Origin of the sequence: Streptococcus sp. HCA-5024 (assembly GCF_037890265.1) — a bacterium.
GTDB classification, from domain to species: domain Bacteria; phylum Bacillota; class Bacilli; order Lactobacillales; family Streptococcaceae; genus Streptococcus; species Streptococcus lingualis.
In genome coordinates this window covers 53,451-68,849 of record NZ_JBBKBR010000009.1, presented here as the reverse complement: position 1 = coordinate 68,849, position 15,399 = coordinate 53,451, and the positions used below count along the sequence as shown (strand labels likewise).

13 protein-coding genes are annotated in these 15,399 nt (G+C 40.9%); 1 reads left to right on the top strand and 12 read right to left on the bottom strand.

From position 1 onward, the window contains the following. Positions 1-38: 38 nt before the first annotated feature. The 5 genes from WKT08_RS09980 to WKT08_RS09960 all read right to left on the bottom strand — a co-directional run bounded on the left by WKT08_RS09980 (position 39) and on the right by WKT08_RS09960 (position 6,538). Positions 39-965, bottom strand: a complete 927-nt coding sequence (locus WKT08_RS09980) for an ATP-binding cassette domain-containing protein (protein ID WP_021154496.1) — start codon at positions 963-965, stop codon at positions 39-41. Positions 966-975: 10 nt separating this feature from the next. Further along, positions 976-2,043 (bottom strand): ABC transporter ATP-binding protein, encoded by a 1,068-nt coding sequence (locus WKT08_RS09975; protein ID WP_049485799.1) that lies wholly within the window; start codon positions 2,041-2,043, stop codon positions 976-978. An 11-nt stretch (positions 2,044-2,054) separates the two neighbouring features. Further along, positions 2,055-2,981, bottom strand: coding sequence for an oligopeptide ABC transporter permease OppC (gene oppC, locus WKT08_RS09970; protein ID WP_023919302.1), 927 nt, complete (start codon positions 2,979-2,981; stop codon positions 2,055-2,057). Then, on the bottom strand, positions 2,981-4,480 hold the full coding sequence (locus tag WKT08_RS09965) for an ABC transporter permease (protein ID WP_023919303.1): 1,500 nt from the start codon (positions 4,478-4,480) through the stop codon (positions 2,981-2,983). The genes oppC and WKT08_RS09965 overlap by 1 nt, the downstream gene beginning before the upstream one ends. A gap of 72 nt (positions 4,481-4,552) precedes the next feature. Next, positions 4,553-6,538 (bottom strand): peptide ABC transporter substrate-binding protein, encoded by a 1,986-nt coding sequence (locus WKT08_RS09960; protein ID WP_049473260.1) that lies wholly within the window; start codon positions 6,536-6,538, stop codon positions 4,553-4,555. Between the two features lie 205 nt (positions 6,539-6,743). Between WKT08_RS09960 and WKT08_RS09955 the strand changes: the two genes are divergently transcribed. Next, positions 6,744-7,985 (top strand): serine hydrolase, encoded by a 1,242-nt coding sequence (locus WKT08_RS09955; protein ID WP_150905375.1) that lies wholly within the window; start codon positions 6,744-6,746, stop codon positions 7,983-7,985. A gap of 56 nt (positions 7,986-8,041) precedes the next feature. On the opposite strand, the gene sufB is transcribed toward WKT08_RS09955, so the two are convergent. The 7 genes from sufB to mecA form a co-directional block, all read right to left on the bottom strand. Continuing rightward, positions 8,042-9,454: a Fe-S cluster assembly protein SufB gene (gene sufB / locus WKT08_RS09950; protein WP_003010279.1), complete on the bottom strand. Its 1,413-nt coding sequence runs from the start codon at positions 9,452-9,454 to the stop codon at positions 8,042-8,044. A gap of 32 nt (positions 9,455-9,486) precedes the next feature. Then, positions 9,487-9,921 carry a Fe-S cluster assembly sulfur transfer protein SufU gene (gene sufU, locus WKT08_RS09945; protein WP_003010276.1) on the bottom strand — a complete coding sequence of 145 codons (435 nt, stop codon included), beginning with the start codon at positions 9,919-9,921 and terminating at the stop codon, positions 9,487-9,489. Continuing rightward, positions 9,908-11,134 carry a cysteine desulfurase gene (locus WKT08_RS09940; protein ID WP_340281805.1) on the bottom strand — a complete coding sequence of 409 codons (1,227 nt, stop codon included), beginning with the start codon at positions 11,132-11,134 and terminating at the stop codon, positions 9,908-9,910. The genes sufU and WKT08_RS09940 overlap by 14 nt, the downstream gene beginning before the upstream one ends. Before the next feature lie 9 nt (positions 11,135-11,143). Further along, positions 11,144-12,406, bottom strand: coding sequence for a Fe-S cluster assembly protein SufD (gene sufD, locus WKT08_RS09935; RefSeq protein ID WP_003004052.1), 1,263 nt, complete (start codon positions 12,404-12,406; stop codon positions 11,144-11,146). Between the two features lie 66 nt (positions 12,407-12,472). Further along, complete coding sequence (gene sufC / locus WKT08_RS09930) at positions 12,473-13,243, bottom strand: Fe-S cluster assembly ATPase SufC (RefSeq protein WP_003004238.1); 771 nt, start codon at positions 13,241-13,243, stop codon at positions 12,473-12,475. Positions 13,244-13,379: 136 nt separating this feature from the next. Next, positions 13,380-14,537 (bottom strand): glycosyltransferase family 4 protein, encoded by a 1,158-nt coding sequence (locus WKT08_RS09925; protein WP_023919310.1) that lies wholly within the window; start codon positions 14,535-14,537, stop codon positions 13,380-13,382. After that, positions 14,534-15,271: an adaptor protein MecA gene (gene mecA / locus WKT08_RS09920; RefSeq protein ID WP_340281801.1), complete on the bottom strand. Its 738-nt coding sequence runs from the start codon at positions 15,269-15,271 to the stop codon at positions 14,534-14,536. The genes WKT08_RS09925 and mecA overlap by 4 nt, the downstream gene beginning before the upstream one ends. Between the last annotated feature and the right edge of the window lie 128 nt (positions 15,272-15,399).

Sequence of the window (15,399 nt, the reverse complement as noted above, 5' to 3'; positions counted from 1 at the left end):
AGTTTTTTTGAAATAAAAAAATAGAGAGGGAATCCTCTCTATTTATATTCTTGTCTGTATTTGTTTTCTTCAGCTTTGTTAGCCCATACATAATGACCTGGTTTAATTTCAACCATTTGTGGTTTATCTTCAGAATAATCATGTTGTTCTGGATCGTAGATTTTTAGAACTTTTTTACGTTCTAGAATTGGATCTGGAATTGGGACCGCTGAAAGTAGGGATTGGGTGTATGGATGGATTGGGTGGTTAAATAGCTCTTCAGTTTCTGCTACTTCTACAATAACCCCTTTATAGATAACTGCAATACGGTCAGAAATGAAGCGCACAACTGACAAGTCATGGGCAATAAAGAGGTAGGTCAAGCCTAATTCTCTTTGGAATTTTTTCAAAAGGTTCAAGACCTGTGCACGTACTGAAACGTCAAGGGCTGAGATTGGTTCATCCGCAATGACAAATTCTGGTTCCATGACAAGTGCACGGGCAATACCGATCCGTTGACGTTGACCACCTGAGAATTCGTGAGGATAACGTGTCAAATGTTCTGCTAGAAGTCCAACCTCATGCATAATATTTTTTACTTTTTCCTGACGTTCTTCTTCACTGTTAAACAAATGGTGGTTGATCAAACCTTCAGAGATAATATAATCAACTGTTGCACGTTCATTCAAACTTGCTGCTGGGTCTTGGAAGATCATTTGAATTTTTCGGATCAACTCTGATTTTTCACTGTGAGAGTTTCTTCCGTTGATCTTGCGACCGTCATAAATAATTTCTCCAGCACTTGTATCATTCAAACCGATGATCGCACGTCCAATTGTTGTCTTCCCACTTCCTGATTCACCAACAAGAGAGAAAGTTTCTCCCTTATTAATGAAGAAGTTGGCGTTCTTTACAGCAACGAATTTTTTACTTCCTTCACCGAAGGAAATTTCTAAATCTTTAATTTCAACTAATTTTTCAGTCATTTCCTTCCTCCTATTCTGTCATGTGAGTGAAGCCCATTTTTGAGCCAATCTTTTCGTGAAGGTTTTCGATTACTTCTGGTTTATGAACTGTTGGTGCATCTGGATGGAGCAACCATGTCTTCGCCCAGTGAGTATCGGTCACTTTGAAAGCAGGTGCCTCTTCTTCAAAATCAATCTGCATTGCATAGTCTGAACGAAGAGCGAAGGCATCTCCTTTGATTGGAGCATACAATGATGGCGGAGTCCCTGGGATAGAGTAAAGATCACCATCTGAGGTTGACAATTGAGGCAAGCTTGAAAGCAAGCTCCATGTGTATGGATGTTTTGGATCGTAGAAAATTTCTTCTACTTTACCAAACTCAACAATTTCTCCAGCATACATAACGGCTACTTTATCTGCAATACTTGCAACCACACCTAAGTCGTGGGTGATAAAGATAACTGTAAATTGGTATTCTTTTTGAAGGGATTTCAACAAATCAATGATTTGCGCTTGAATGGTTACGTCTAGGGCTGTTGTTGGTTCGTCACAGATTAAGATATCTGGACGGCAGGCCAAGGCGATGGCAATAACGATCCGTTGACGCATCCCACCTGAATATTGGAATGGATACTCATCAAAACGACGTTCCGCATCTGGAATTCCAACTTTCTCCATATAGTCCAAAGCCATTTCTTTAGCTTCTTTAGCTGTTTTCCCTTGGTGTTTGATAATGACTTCCGTAATTTGTGAACCAATTGTGTTGATTGGGTCCAAACTTGTCATTGGGTCTTGGAAAATTGTAGCGATCTTAGATCCACGAATATTTTCCCAATCTTTATTCGATTTTAAATCTGTCAATTCTTGACCACGGTATTTAATCGAACCTTGGGCAATACGGCCATTATCTTCTAACATTCCGGTGAACGTCTTTGTCAAAACTGATTTCCCTGAACCTGACTCACCAACCAAGGCAAGAACTTCACCTTCTACTAGCTCAAGCGATACGCCACGAATCGCTGTCAGTACGCGATCGCGCACGTCAAATTCCACTACGATATCTTGAGCAGATAAAATAATATTGTTATTTGATGTCATATCTACTCCTCCTATCTATGTGTACGTGGGTCGCTGGCATCGGCCAAGTTTTGTCCGACGATAAAGAATGACAAGGATACTAAAATCAAAACAGTAAGTGGAATCCAGAATAGGTAGGCATTTGTAGTTACGTTTTGAGAATAGTCAGAAATCAACCGTCCCAAACTTGGAACTGTGATTGGAAGACCAAGTCCGAAGAAGGAAAGGAAAGCTTCGTAAGAAATAAAACTTGGTAACATTTGTGATGTCTGGGTCACGATTACAGATACCAATTGAGGTAAAATATTTTTCGTAACAATTTTCAACGTTGGTGTTCCTAATGTTCGACTGGCCAAGTTGTACTCCAAATCACGGTAACGCATGATTTGAACACGAATCATGTAGGCAATTCCGATCCATCCTGTTAAGGACATGGCAAGAATCAAATTCCAGAAACCAGATCCCATTGAGTAAGTCAAGACGATAACGATCAACATAAATGGAATGTTTGAAATAACGTTATAAACTTCCATCATGATACGGTCGATGGATTTTGAGATTCCCCAAATTCCACCAACGATGACTCCGACCACCACGTTAATAACAGTTGCGATAAAGGAAATGATAATCGAATTTCGAGCACCAAACCAAACTCCATCAAAGAGGGATTTACCGTTGTTATCTGTACCAAAGAAAGCTTTGGCACTTGGTGGATTCAAACGTGCTGAAAAGTCATTTACCTTACTTACGTCGTTGTAATCAAAATTTGAAAACATCGGGTAGATAAAACTCATCAAGAGAATCCCAATCAAAACAGCAAGCATAATGATCGTGGTTCTTTTTTTAAAGAATTGTCTGAATACAGATTTCCAGTATGAATACGCTGGAGCATCGATTACTTCAGAGGCAAAGTCATCGCGTTTTACAAACTGAAATTTATTTTTATCGATTGTAGCCATTATTTGCCTCCTTTCGTATTCGTTAATTTAATCCGTGGATCAAGCACTGTCATCAAGATATCACCTAACATGGCAGCAAAGATACCAAGCGATGTGAAGATGAAGACAAGTCCGATAACCATGGTGTTGTTTGATGCTTTAATAGAGTCAATCAACATTTTACCCATACCTGGGAAAGCGAAGACTGTTTCAGTAAGTGTCGCACCTGAGATAACTCCAATAATAGATGTCGGAATACCAGATACCAATGGAACCATCGCATTTTTGAAGATGTGTTTTTTTGAAATCTCACGTTCTGACAATCCTTTTGAACGAGCAAAACGGACGAAATCTTGTGAATGGATATCGATCATGTAACGACGAATCCAAACGGCGTTAAATGGTGCACTCAATAAACCAAGAATCAGAGACGGCAATACATATGAACGCCAGTCCTGTGCTCCAAGAACTGGGAATGAGTCTGGAAGCCCAAAGAATGAACCTGCTAAACGGACAATGTAGACCGAAGCAATGGTTGGAAGAGACATCATAAATGTCAAAGCAGCTGTTGAGATGCTATCAAACCATGAGTTCTTGAACAGAGCCATGTAAGATCCTAATGGGATCGCAATCAAATAAGAAATTGCAATACCAATCAAACCAATGATTGAAGAAGATGCAATCATGGATGGATTCTCATAGTTGCTCAACGTTGCTGTATAAGCGTCCCCTTTACCAAATCGACTGATATCTTGTGAGTCTGCCTTACTTGGTGATTTGTAGGTACGTGAGTAGATATCGATGGAAGATGTCTTTTTACCTGTTGGGAAGTTCACTTCACTCTTCTTAGTTGTTCCTTGTCCTTGTGTAATAACTTGAAGAACAGGGGTATTTGAATAAGTTGGATATGAATTTCCAAGGTTTAAGGTCACAAAGTTTTGGTGTACATATGGGAATTGACCATTAAAGTACAAGAGGTATTTGTGTTTCGTACCAGAACCTACAACTGACCAACCAATAGACGGATCATTTTCAATACGGATATAGCGTTTGAGGTTTGGATTTGAAGCATCTTTCACCCAACCTGGATGATCAAATTGAATCAAATTCGCATAGAAGCTGACGACACGTTCAAAAACTGGAATTTCACGCACCGCATAGAAAGACTTACTTTCTGGGAAACGTTTCAACTGCCAACCATGACCTAATTTGTTAATGTATTCCTTATAGATCTTTTCATTGGCAGTTGTCGCATCAACTGTTACAGAAGAATCTTCTTTACTTGCTTTTTGTTGCAAGCTCTTTGAATCCATGTATTCCAAATAACCCATGCGATCGTAGACAGTATTTTCGTAGTTGATCTTCGAATCTTTTGTCTTCGCTACTTTATTGTAGTTGGGGTCATTTTTAAAGATGAGATTTCTCGGTGTTAGCGTATAGATAATCATGTAGGTTAATGTCGTGACGAGAAAGATCGACACTAACGAACGCAAAATACGCATAAAAACATATTTTTTCATATTTCATTCCTTTAATGTCCAAAAGAACTTTCTCCCCTAGAAGAGAAAGTTCTAATGAAAAGCAATAATTAATTATTTAACGTGTTTTTCAAGATCTTGTTGAGCTTTTTTGTTTGACTCAGCTTTTTCTTTTTGCCATTTTTCACGTGCTTGTTCGTATTGTTTCTTAGTAACAGGTTCATCTTGAACTTCTACATATTTGAAGTAAGCAGATCCTTTGTTACCTGTTTGAGCTGATGGGCCAGAGAATGGAACCACTTTAGAAACAACTGTTGCTGCGCCTGTGCTTGACATTGTTGGGATTACCAAGGCACTATCACTCAACCAAGCTTGAGCAGTAGCATATTTTTCGTAACGTTTAGCTACATCAAGTGATTCGCTATTAGCATCTGCAAGAAGTTTCGCATACTCATCCAAGCCAACTGCTTTGGCTGAAGCATTATCTACACCACCTGCAAAACCAAGGTAAACTTTTGTTTGGTCTTCTGATGATGGTTGAAGAGTATCAAGGTAAGTTGATGGATCATCGTAGTCTGGGTTCCATCCGACCAATCCTTGAAGATCCCAATCTGCATCTGCAGCTGATGGAACATTCAATGTGATGTTCAACACTTCGTCTTGGTCCATCATTTGAAGGTCAAGAACGACATTGTCTTTACCAAGAGTATCTTCCACTGTTTGTTTCAATGATTGCATCCGTGAAACAAAGTTTGTAGAGTTTTGTGCTACTGGTACGTCAATATGAATTGGGAATTGAACGCCATCTTTTTGAAGTTCAGCTTTTGCTTTTTCAAGTTGTGCTTTTGCTTTGTCTTTGTTGTAAAGACCGTCTTGACCATCTGCAAGGTTGACACCTTTCCATTGGTCTCCATAAGTAGTCAACTTATCTGCAACCACATCTCCAAAGTCTTTCCCATTAACTTGTACAAAAGCAGGAGCTGTATAGGTATTACGGATAGCTGGTTTAGCAAATGCTTTACTATTTACTTGCGCTGAATAGTTTTCACGATTCAAGGCAAAGGTGATAGCTTGACGGAAATCTTTGTTTAAGATTGCTTTCTTAGTAGAAGATTTTTCAGCATCTGATTTCTTAGCTGTGTGTTTGTAAGATTGACGATCAATGTTGAAACCAAGGACTGCTACACCTGAACCAGCCGGTGTGTTGTAAATGTTGTCTTTATATTTTTTCTCTACTGTAGCAAAGTTTGAGCTTGCTGGGAAAAGACGAGCAACTGTATAAGCTCCATCAGAGAAACCACGCGCCAATGAATCTTGGTCTGATCCATCATAATAAGTGAGTTTCACTTCTTTAAGGTGAACATTTTTCTTATCCCAGTAGTTGTCATTCTTTTCAAATACAACAGATGATTTTGAAGTGATTGATTTAAGAAGGAAAGGTCCGTTTGCAAGGATTGATTTCACATCGTTTGGTTGACCAAAATCATCTCCCTTACTCTTCAAGAACTCTGTGCTAATTGGGAACAAGATTCCGTTTGTTGTTTTAGAGTTCCAGAAGGTTTCAGGTTTATTCAATGTATATTGAAGTGTGTAATCGTCAACAGCTTTGACACCAACTTGGCTAAAGTCTGTAGTTTTTCCTTGTACATAATCATCCAAGCCTTTGACAGAACCTTGAACAAGTGAAAGGGTTTCAGATTTTTTATCAGCAGCGTGTTTCAAACCAGTTACGAAGTCTTTGGCAGTCACTTCACCATGTTCTTCACCATCTGCATCGTACCATTTAACACCCTTACGAATCTTGTAGGTATAAGTCAAACCATCTTTTGAAACAGACCAATCTTCTGCAAGTGATGGCACAAGATTTCCATACTTGTCATTTGCCATCAAACCATCTACGACATTTGTAGTGATATCATGTGTAGCAGCTTTAGAAGATACAGTGTAGTCCAAAGTTTGAGGATCATCTGTGTAGACATAACCATAGTTTTTGTCTTCACCTGAGCTTGCTTTACTAGTATTTGAACCAGAACATGCAGCCAACAATCCAGCTGCAAGGAGTGTTACTCCGGCAACTGCGAATACTTTACCTTTTTTCATAGGAATTCTCCAATAGTTTTTTTAGATTTGTTTAAGATTATATCACAAGTAGAAAAAAAAGTAAACTAAATTTTCTGAATATTTGCTTCAACCCCATCCAAAAACCTTGTTATGATTGACTTTTTAGCCTAATTGATGATTTTACGATTTTCCATTGATCATTTGTATGATACAATAGAGAGGACTAAGCAACGAGGAAACAACTGTGAAAAAATTCTTTCTTTCTTTTTTAACCTTCATGCTGCTGTTATGCAGTTTACCTTATCAAGTCGTTCTAGCAGATGATCTGGATCTTCCTGCTCAAAGCGCTATTGCTGTTGAAGCTGATACAGGTAAAATCTTATATGAAAAGGATTCAGAGAAAAAGCGAGATGTGGGGGGACTATCTACACTCTTGACCACTTATCTGATTTTCGAAGCCATTCATGAAAAAAAACTTTCTCTAAAAGATCCTATCAAATTGTCTGAGAAAGCTCTGGCCTTAAATGATATCGAAGGTGCTGGTACTCTTCCTATGGAAGCGAACCAATATACAGTTGAACAGTTATTGACTGCTCTTTTAGTTGGAAATTCTAGCACTGCTGCCTTGGCCTTAGCTGAGAAAGTGGGGGGCTCCGAAAAAAGCTTCGTTGAAAAAATGAAGCAAAAACTTGCTGAATGGGGCATTCAATCTCCTCATTTAATTAATGCTACCGGATTAAATACTCAAACCATCAGCGGAGATCCTGACGGGAAAGGAGACGAAAATCAATTGAGTGCTTATGATATTGCTGTCATTGCCAAGCACTTACTCCAGGATTTTCCTGAAGTGACCAAATATACTTCAAAACCCACTGCTCTTTTTTCAAACACGCAGATTGAAAACCCCAACCTGATGCTAGAAGGCATGCCGAATTATCGTTCTGGAGTTGATGGCCTACGGGTCAGCAACTCTACCAAAGGTGGCATCACCTTTGCTGCATCGACGACGCAAAATGGCATCCATATGATCACGGTTGTCCTAGGAGTGGAGGCAGTTGACGGTGATCCATATGCACGCTTTGTGGCTACTTCTTCTCTGATGAACTACGTGGTACGGACCTTTGTTTCTTCCATTGTCGTCAAAGAAGGAGATCCCTACGGAAAAAGTAAGGCAACTATCATGGATGGGAAGTCAGAGACTGTTTTAGCTGTTGCAAAAAAAGACTTCTATATCGTTGAAAAGCAAGGCAGTCAAGCAGAACCAAAAATTCAATTCAAGAGTGACCAAGAATCATTCCGAGCACCTGTCAAATCAGGCACAAATCTTGGAAAATTACACTACACTGATCCAGATAAAATCGGACGTGGCTACTTAGAAGATCAAGAACCAACAGTCGATATGGTAGCAGGAAGAACCATTGAGAAAAGCTTTTTCTTAAAGGTTTGGTGGAATGAATTTGTTCGTTATGTCAACGAAAAATTATAAGTAAAAAAATCACAATGGAGTCAAATCCATTGTGATTTTTGATTGATGAAAATGAATTATCCTACAGATCCTTCCATTTCGTAGCTAATGAGTCGGTTTAACTCAACGGCGTATTCCATTGGAAGTTCTTTTGTAAAGGGCTCTACAAATCCCATGACAATCATTTCTGTCGCTTCTGATTCAGACAAACCACGACTCATCAAATAATACAGTTGTTCTTCTGAAATTTTTGAAACCTTGGCCTCGTGCTCCAAAGCAACTTGTGAGTTGTGGATTTCATTAAATGGAATCGTGTCTGATGCAGATAAATCATCCATGATAATAGTGTCACACTCAATGTGAGAAACTGATTTCTTAGAGTTCTTGTTGAAAGTCACTTGTCCACGGTAGTCTACCTTTCCGCCACCCTTCGCGATGGATTTGGATACGATAGACGAGCTAGTGTGAGGGGCATTGTGGATCATCTTGGCACCTGTATCTTGGTGTTGACCTGCATTCGCAAAGGCAATGGACAACATGGTCCCACGCGCTCCTTCTCCATCTAGATAAACAGATGGGTACTTCATGGTTGTCTTGGCTCCTAAGTTCCCGTCGATCCACTCAACTGTAGCATCTTTTTGAGCTTTGGCCCGCTTGGTGACCAAGTTGTAGACATTGTCAGACCAGTTTTGGATGGTCGTGTAGCGCATATAAGCACCATCCAAGGCAAAGATCTCAACAATCGCTGCATGGAGGCTATTGCTTGAATAGGTCGGTGCTGTACAGCCTTCTACATAGTGAACACTTGCTCCCTCATCCACGATAATCAACGTGCGCTCAAACTGACCTGTATTTTCATTGTTGATACGGAAGTAAGTTTGAAGGGGAACGTCTACTTTTACGCCTTTTGGCACATAAATGAAGGTTCCACCAGACCAGACTGCTGAGTTTAGGGCAGCCAATTTGTTATCCGTTGGTGGCACTAACTTCGCAAAATACTGTTTGAATAGGTCTGGATATTCTTTTAGGGCAGAATCTGTATCGGTAAAGATAATCCCCAACTTTTCAAACTCTTCTTTCATATTGTGGTAAACCACTTCTGATTCATACTGAGCAGAAGCTCCCGCTAGGTAAGCACGTTCCGCTTCAGGAATCCCGATACGCTCAAAGGTTTCCTTGATTTTCTCTGGGACTTCGTCCCATGAACGGGCAGGTTTATCCGAAGGTTTTTGATAATAGATCAAATCATCAAAGTCAATTTCTGATAGATCGGCTCCCCAGGTTTGCATGGGCATCTTTTTGAAGGTTTCAAAAGATTTCAAACGGAATTCGAGCATCCATTCTGGTTCATTTTTTGCTGCAGACAATTCACGAATAACCGCTTCATTCAATCCCTTCCCGGTAGAGAGAATGGGTTGAACGTCATCGTGAAATCCAAATTTATATTCACCGAGATCAATTGGTTTCGGTTCGACTCTTTCTTCAGCCATAATTTCCTTTCTTTCTCTGTTTCTTCTTTTAATTATTTGCTACGTTCGATCGCTTTTTTGAGAGCATTCCAGGAGAGGGTTGCACATTTAATCCGTTGTGGGAATTTTGAGACTCCAGATAAGAAGGCTGCATCTCCCAACTCCTCTTGGCGAGGATCTGATTGGCCTTGGACCATTTCTGAAAAGACCTGTGCCAATTCTTCGACTTCCTCTTTTGTTTTTCCCATTACAGCATCCGTCATCATACTAGCTGAAGCCGTTGAGATCGTACAACCTGAATTCACAAAGGCAATATCTTCCACCCTGTCATTCTCATCAAATTTCACACTCAACTGGATCACATCTCCACAAGTTGGATTGTTGAGTTGGATCTGATCAACATCTTCAATCTGCCCTTGGTGATGGGGGTGTTTTGAATGGTCGGCTACGACCGCCATGTACAGCGAATCTAATTTAGAAAGTGCCATTGAAAAACTCCTTTGCTTTGATCAATGCCTCAATTAATTTATCACAGTCCGCTTTGGTGTTGTAGATATAAAAACTTGCTCTCGTTGTCGCTGGGACTTGTAGGTATTGAAGAAGCGGTTGTGCACAGTGGTGACCTGCACGAACGGCAATCCCTTCATAATCTAGTGCTGTTGCTAAGTCATGCGGATGGAGATCTCCTAGATTAAAGGAAATGACGCCAGAACGTTGGGCTAAGTCTTGGGAACCATAGATGGTCAAGCCTTCGATAGCCTGTAATTTTGGAAACACATAGGCAATCAGTTCTTGCTCATGCGCTTCTACCTGGTCCATACCCAGCTCTTCTAAGTAATCGATTGCTGCACCAAGACCAATTGCTCCCGCCATATTAGGTGTTCCAGCTTCAAATTTCCAAGGCAATTCCTTCCAAGAGGCAGATTGTTCGTAAACAAAGTCAATCATCTCGCCCCCATACTCGATTGGAGACATTTGCTCTAAGATTTCTTCCTTCCCATAGAGGACACCAATCCCTGTTGGTGCAGCCATCTTATGGCCAGAAAAAGCAAAGAAATCCGCATCTAAGTCTTGTACATCAATGGCCATATGAGGGGTTGATTGAGCCCCATCTACGACCATGATCGCTCCAACTTCATGGGCTAATCGAGCAATTTCCTTGATCGGATTGACCACCCCTAAGACATTCGAAGCATGGGTGATGGAGACAAATTTTGTCTTCTCACTAAGCTTGCTCTTTAAGTCCTGCATATCCAGTAAGCCATCTTTTAGATAGACATAGACCAGTTTTGCTCCTGTCTTCTTGCAGGCTTGCTGCCAAGGAATGATGTTGGAATGATGTTCCATGATGGAAATCAAGACTTCGTCCCCTTCCTTTAGGACTTCTTCTGCATAGCGAGCTACCCAGTTGAGTCCAGTCGTTGTCCCTCTTGTAAAGAGCACCTCCTTGGTTGATGAAGCGTTGATAAATTTTCTGACTTTCTCACGCGCCGCCTCATAGGCTGCTGTCGCTCGTTCAGCCAAAGTATGAACTCCACGATGAACATTGGCGTTATCTTGCAAATAATAGTGATTAACTGCTTCAAGAACAGGTTTAGGTTTTTGCGTCGTTGCTGCATTATCTAGATAAACCAAAGGCTCATCGTGAACTAGTTGATCGAGAATGGGAAAATCTTGAGCAATCGTATTTTTATCTAGCATTGTTTCTCCTTAGCGTTGAGATAACTTTTCTTCGATGGTGGCAATCATTTCATCACGTACTTCTTTAACTGGAATTTCAACAATAACAGATCCCAAGAAACCACGCACCACTAAGCGTTCTGCTGTGTGTTGATCCAGACCACGACTCATGAGGTAATACATATCTTCTGGGTCCACTTGACCGATCGATGCAGCATGGCCTGCTGTGACGTCATTTTCATCAATCAAGAGGATTGGGTTCGCATCTGAACGTGCTTGATCCGATAACATCAAGACACGGCTTTCTTGCTGAGCATCTGCTCCTTTAGCCCCCTTGATAATATGACCAATTCCGTTGAAGGTCAAGGTTCCTTTTTCAAGAATAACCCCGTGTTGCAAGATATTTCCGATCGAGTTGCAGCCAAAGTTGGTCACACGGGTATCAATTCCTTGCACCTGACGACCGCTTGATAAGGCAACGACTTTCAAATCTGCATGGCTTCCGTTTCCAACCAAGTCACTGTCAAAATCTGCAACCACGTTACCTTCGTTCATAACACCGATAGCCCAATCAATGCTGGCATCCTGACCTAGTTTCCCACGTCGACTGATGTAGGCTGTGACATTTTCACCCAGGCGGTCAATCGCCGCAAATTTCACTTGGGCACCTGAGCGGGCGATCACCTCAACCGTCACATTAGCAGTTGCTGTTGCTGAGCCTTCACCTTTTGATTCTAGGCGTTCCAAATAGCTAAACTTGCTGTTTTTACCTGCGATAATCAAAATGTGCTTATTAAAAGGTACATCACTGTCGCTATCCTGGTAGAAAATACCTTCGATTGGTTCTGAAATTTCGACGTTATCTGGAACATATAGCACAGCCCCACTATTAAAATAAGCCGTGTGGTATGCTGCTAGTTTATCATCGTCGTATTTAACCGAAGACATAAAGTAGTCTTCCACTACCTGAGGAATTTCTTCTAGGGCAGTATGGAAATCTGTAAAAAGAACTCCTTGGTCTGCCAAGGCTTGTGGCACCTGTTCAAATACAGTTTGAGTTCCAACTTGGACCAATTTTAAGTTTGAATCGAGGGCTGTAAAATCGGGAACATTGGCAGAAGCCTCGCTTTCTGTGATCGTCCCATCTCCAAGATTCCAGCGGTGGAATTTGACACGTTCAATGGCTGGCAATTCCAACTGATCGATCTTGTCAAAAGCTTTTTTTCGTAAATCTTGCAGCCAGCTTGGCTCAGCATGCAGTTCCGAAAAGAGGGTAATATTTTCAATACTCATTTTTTTCTCCTAATAAAGATACTATCTGTTTGATTTTATGACAACATTAGATCACTTGTCATCAGGTTATAGTTCTTCTTTATAGTCGTAACCGAGTTCTTCTGCGAGTTGGGCATAGCCTTCCCGTTCCAAGCGTGCAGCCAATTCTGGCCCACCTGAAAGCACGACACGGCCTTCCATCATCACATGAACGACGTCAGGAGTAATATAGTTCAACAAACGTTGGTAGTGGGTGATGATCATCGCTCCAAAACCTTCACCCCGCATTGCATTAACCCCTTTAGATACGACCTTAAGAGCATCGATATCCAAACCAGAGTCAATTTCATCCAAAAGGGCAAATGTTGGTTCCAACATCAACAATTGAAGGATTTCATTGCGTTTTTTCTCACCACCTGAGAACCCTTCGTTCAAATAGCGTTCTGCCATTTCTTCTTTCATATTGAGCAATTCCATCTTTTCATCCAATTTTTTGATGAAATCACGAATAGAGATCTTCTCGTCCTCTTCTTTACCAGCATTCATGGCTGCACGTAAAAATTCTGCATTGGTAATTCCTGGGATTTCTGAAGGGTATTGCATGGCAAGGAACAAGCCCATCCGTGCTCGTTCGTCTACTTCCAATTCCAAGATGTTGACACCATCAAAGAGAATCTCCCCTTTGGTTACTTCATAATTCGGATTTCCCATAATGGCAGCTGACAGAGTAGATTTCCCTGTTCCGTTTGGTCCCATGATGGCTGCGATCTCACCAGTTTTTAGGGTCAGGTTTACACCTTTTAAAATTTCTTTGCCTTCAATTTCAACGTGAAGGTCTTTAATTTCTAATGTCGACATTGCATTCCCTTTCTTTTTACTTTGAAGTCTGGAAGGCTTCTCAAAGCAAAGATTCCTTCATCACAAAGTATTTTTTTTACCTTTCAAGTATATCAAAAAAAAGCCTAAATGGCTTTTCTTTTGATTAGAACTATTCTTATTTAGTTTTTTCTTTTCGTTTTTGACGAACTTCCTCCCGGTAGGAAGAATTCCCTATATAGCGCAGAACATTTAACAAAGGACTATGATGTGGCCCCAGAACCCCTATCAATTCTGCTAACAGCTCTACCCCAAACAAGAGCCCGATCACAAGTAGGACGCCCCCAATGCGACTCGAGATGTTGAGCAAGAGAGAAATCAAGGAGAAAATCATCGAAATTCCATAGATCACAAGTACAGTTCCCCGATGTGTCAAGCCCAGAGACAGAAGTCGGTGGTGCAAGTGATTGCGATCCGGTTTATAAAATTTTTGACCAGAAAGAGTCCGACGGATAATCGCTAAAAAGGTATCTGTAATCGGTACTCCGAGGATAATCATTGGGGTGACTACCGCAACTGCCGTTGCATTTTTCAAACCTTGCAAGGACAAGACAGAAATCATGAATCCGATAAACAAGGCACCGGTGTCTCCCAGATAGAGAATGGCTGGATGGTAGTTAAAGGGAAAGAAACCTGCGATGGACGCAACCAAGACAAAGATCGTCATGGTCAGAAAGAGATTGGGGACTGGTAGAAAGAAATAGGACACAATCCCCATTGTTACTAGGGAAATAATAGAGACCCCACTCACCAAGCCATCTAATCCATCAATCAGATTGACCGCATTGGTAATGGCAACAATCCAAATCACTGTCAAAAGATAAGAAAGCCACGGTTCAAAATGAAGTAAGGGACCACCGAATGGAATCTTGAAATCATTCAGCCGAAAATCTGTCAAAAACCAGACCAGACTCGCTGCCAGCAGGATGCCGATCATCTTTTTCTTGGCAGACAACTCTTTTACATCATCGATCAAGCCTGTAAGAGCGATAATCCATCCCGCTCCTACGACCGGCAAGGTATAAGACAGGTAACTTTTGATTGGTGCGGTAGTGGATGTCAGCATAGGAATAAAGACGAGAGTCGCAATTGAAAAAGCAATCACGATAGACAGTCCACCCGCGCTTGGCATGGGCTTGGTATTGATTCGGCGTGCATTCGGATAATCTACTGCATCAATCTTAAAGGAGAATAGGCGAACCAAGGGCGTCAATACCAAGGCAATCATAAAAGTCCCAATCAGCACCAGAACAAATTGCAAGGAAAAGGACATCATAAGCTAGCAACTTTCTTCAAATTCTCAATCGCACCAGACACCATTAGTAAGTGACCATGTTCCTGTAGAACGGCCCGTGTCACTTCTGAATCATCCGCATACTCCCGAATGATAGCAAGTAACCAGGTTGGATATTGATTTGGTTGATCCTCTGTATCGATCAAGACAGTTAAATAATAATCTGACTCCATTTTGTATAATTCAGAAGTATCCACTGGGAAGCTTACCGTTTTTGAAAAGGCAACTGCTTGCTGGATATTTGAAAAACGCAAAATGTAATAAATATACTGACTTACTGGTGCTTCAGGTGTCGGATCTTGTTCTTGATTGTCCCGCAACTCTTCTTGTTCCAAATGGTGAATGGCTTCTGCATCCCCTTTTGTCTTATCAGAGATTGTTTTTTCCAGGGTTTTGATAAATTCATCTGGCGTCATGCGCGACAACTCTTCCATATCGGGAAGATCTGACAAATCCTCAAAATCCAATTGTTGGTCAATTTTTGATTTGGTAACAAAAACATCCAATTTATCTGGTTTTGGTGTCACACGAAAACTCAGCATCCCGCTATCCAGGAAGCTTTCAGGCATTTCGAGCTCATCCAAAATAGCGTAGAAAAATTCTTCTGTTTTTTCTTGTGGGACAAGAAAATCAGCAATTTCCATCCCACGTTCTTCTAAGTCTTCTAGTTGGATCGTGATCTTAATTGTTGAATCACTAATTTGCTTCATCTTCATAGCATAACCTCATACTTCTAGTCTTACTATTATACTAAAAAATTGGATAGAATTCAAAAAAAGGATGCATAGAAAAGAGGTCGGGACAAAAGTCTCCAACCTCGAAAAATAATTTGATCAAGTTCAAG

Bases quoted from the DNA above. Each gene is read 5' to 3' on its own strand.
- WKT08_RS09980 (WP_021154496.1), bottom strand. From the start codon at position 965: ATGACTGAAAAATTAGTTGAAATTAAAGATTTAGAAATTTCCTTCGGT.
- WKT08_RS09975 (WP_049485799.1), bottom strand. From the start codon at position 2,043: ATGACATCAAATAACAATATTATTTTATCTGCTCAAGATATCGTAGTG.
- oppC (WP_023919302.1), bottom strand. From the start codon at position 2,981: ATGGCTACAATCGATAAAAATAAATTTCAGTTTGTAAAACGCGATGAC.
- WKT08_RS09965 (WP_023919303.1), bottom strand. From the start codon at position 4,480: ATGAAAAAATATGTTTTTATGCGTATTTTGCGTTCGTTAGTGTCGATC.
- WKT08_RS09960 (WP_049473260.1), bottom strand. From the start codon at position 6,538: ATGAAAAAAGGTAAAGTATTCGCAGTTGCCGGAGTAACACTCCTTGCA.
- sufB (WP_003010279.1), bottom strand. From the start codon at position 9,454: ATGGCTGAAGAAAGAGTCGAACCGAAACCAATTGATCTCGGTGAATAT.
- sufU (WP_003010276.1), bottom strand. From the start codon at position 9,921: ATGGCACTTTCTAAATTAGATTCGCTGTACATGGCGGTCGTAGCCGAC.
- WKT08_RS09940 (WP_340281805.1), bottom strand. From the start codon at position 11,134: ATGCTAGATAAAAATACGATTGCTCAAGATTTTCCCATTCTCGATCAA.
- sufD (WP_003004052.1), bottom strand. From the start codon at position 12,406: ATGAGTATTGAAAATATTACCCTCTTTTCGGAACTGCATGCTGAGCCA.
- sufC (WP_003004238.1), bottom strand. From the start codon at position 13,243: ATGTCGACATTAGAAATTAAAGACCTTCACGTTGAAATTGAAGGCAAA.
- WKT08_RS09925 (WP_023919310.1), bottom strand. From the start codon at position 14,537: ATGATGTCCTTTTCCTTGCAATTTGTTCTGGTGCTGATTGGGACTTTT.
- mecA (WP_340281801.1), bottom strand. From the start codon at position 15,271: ATGAAGATGAAGCAAATTAGTGATTCAACAATTAAGATCACGATCCAA.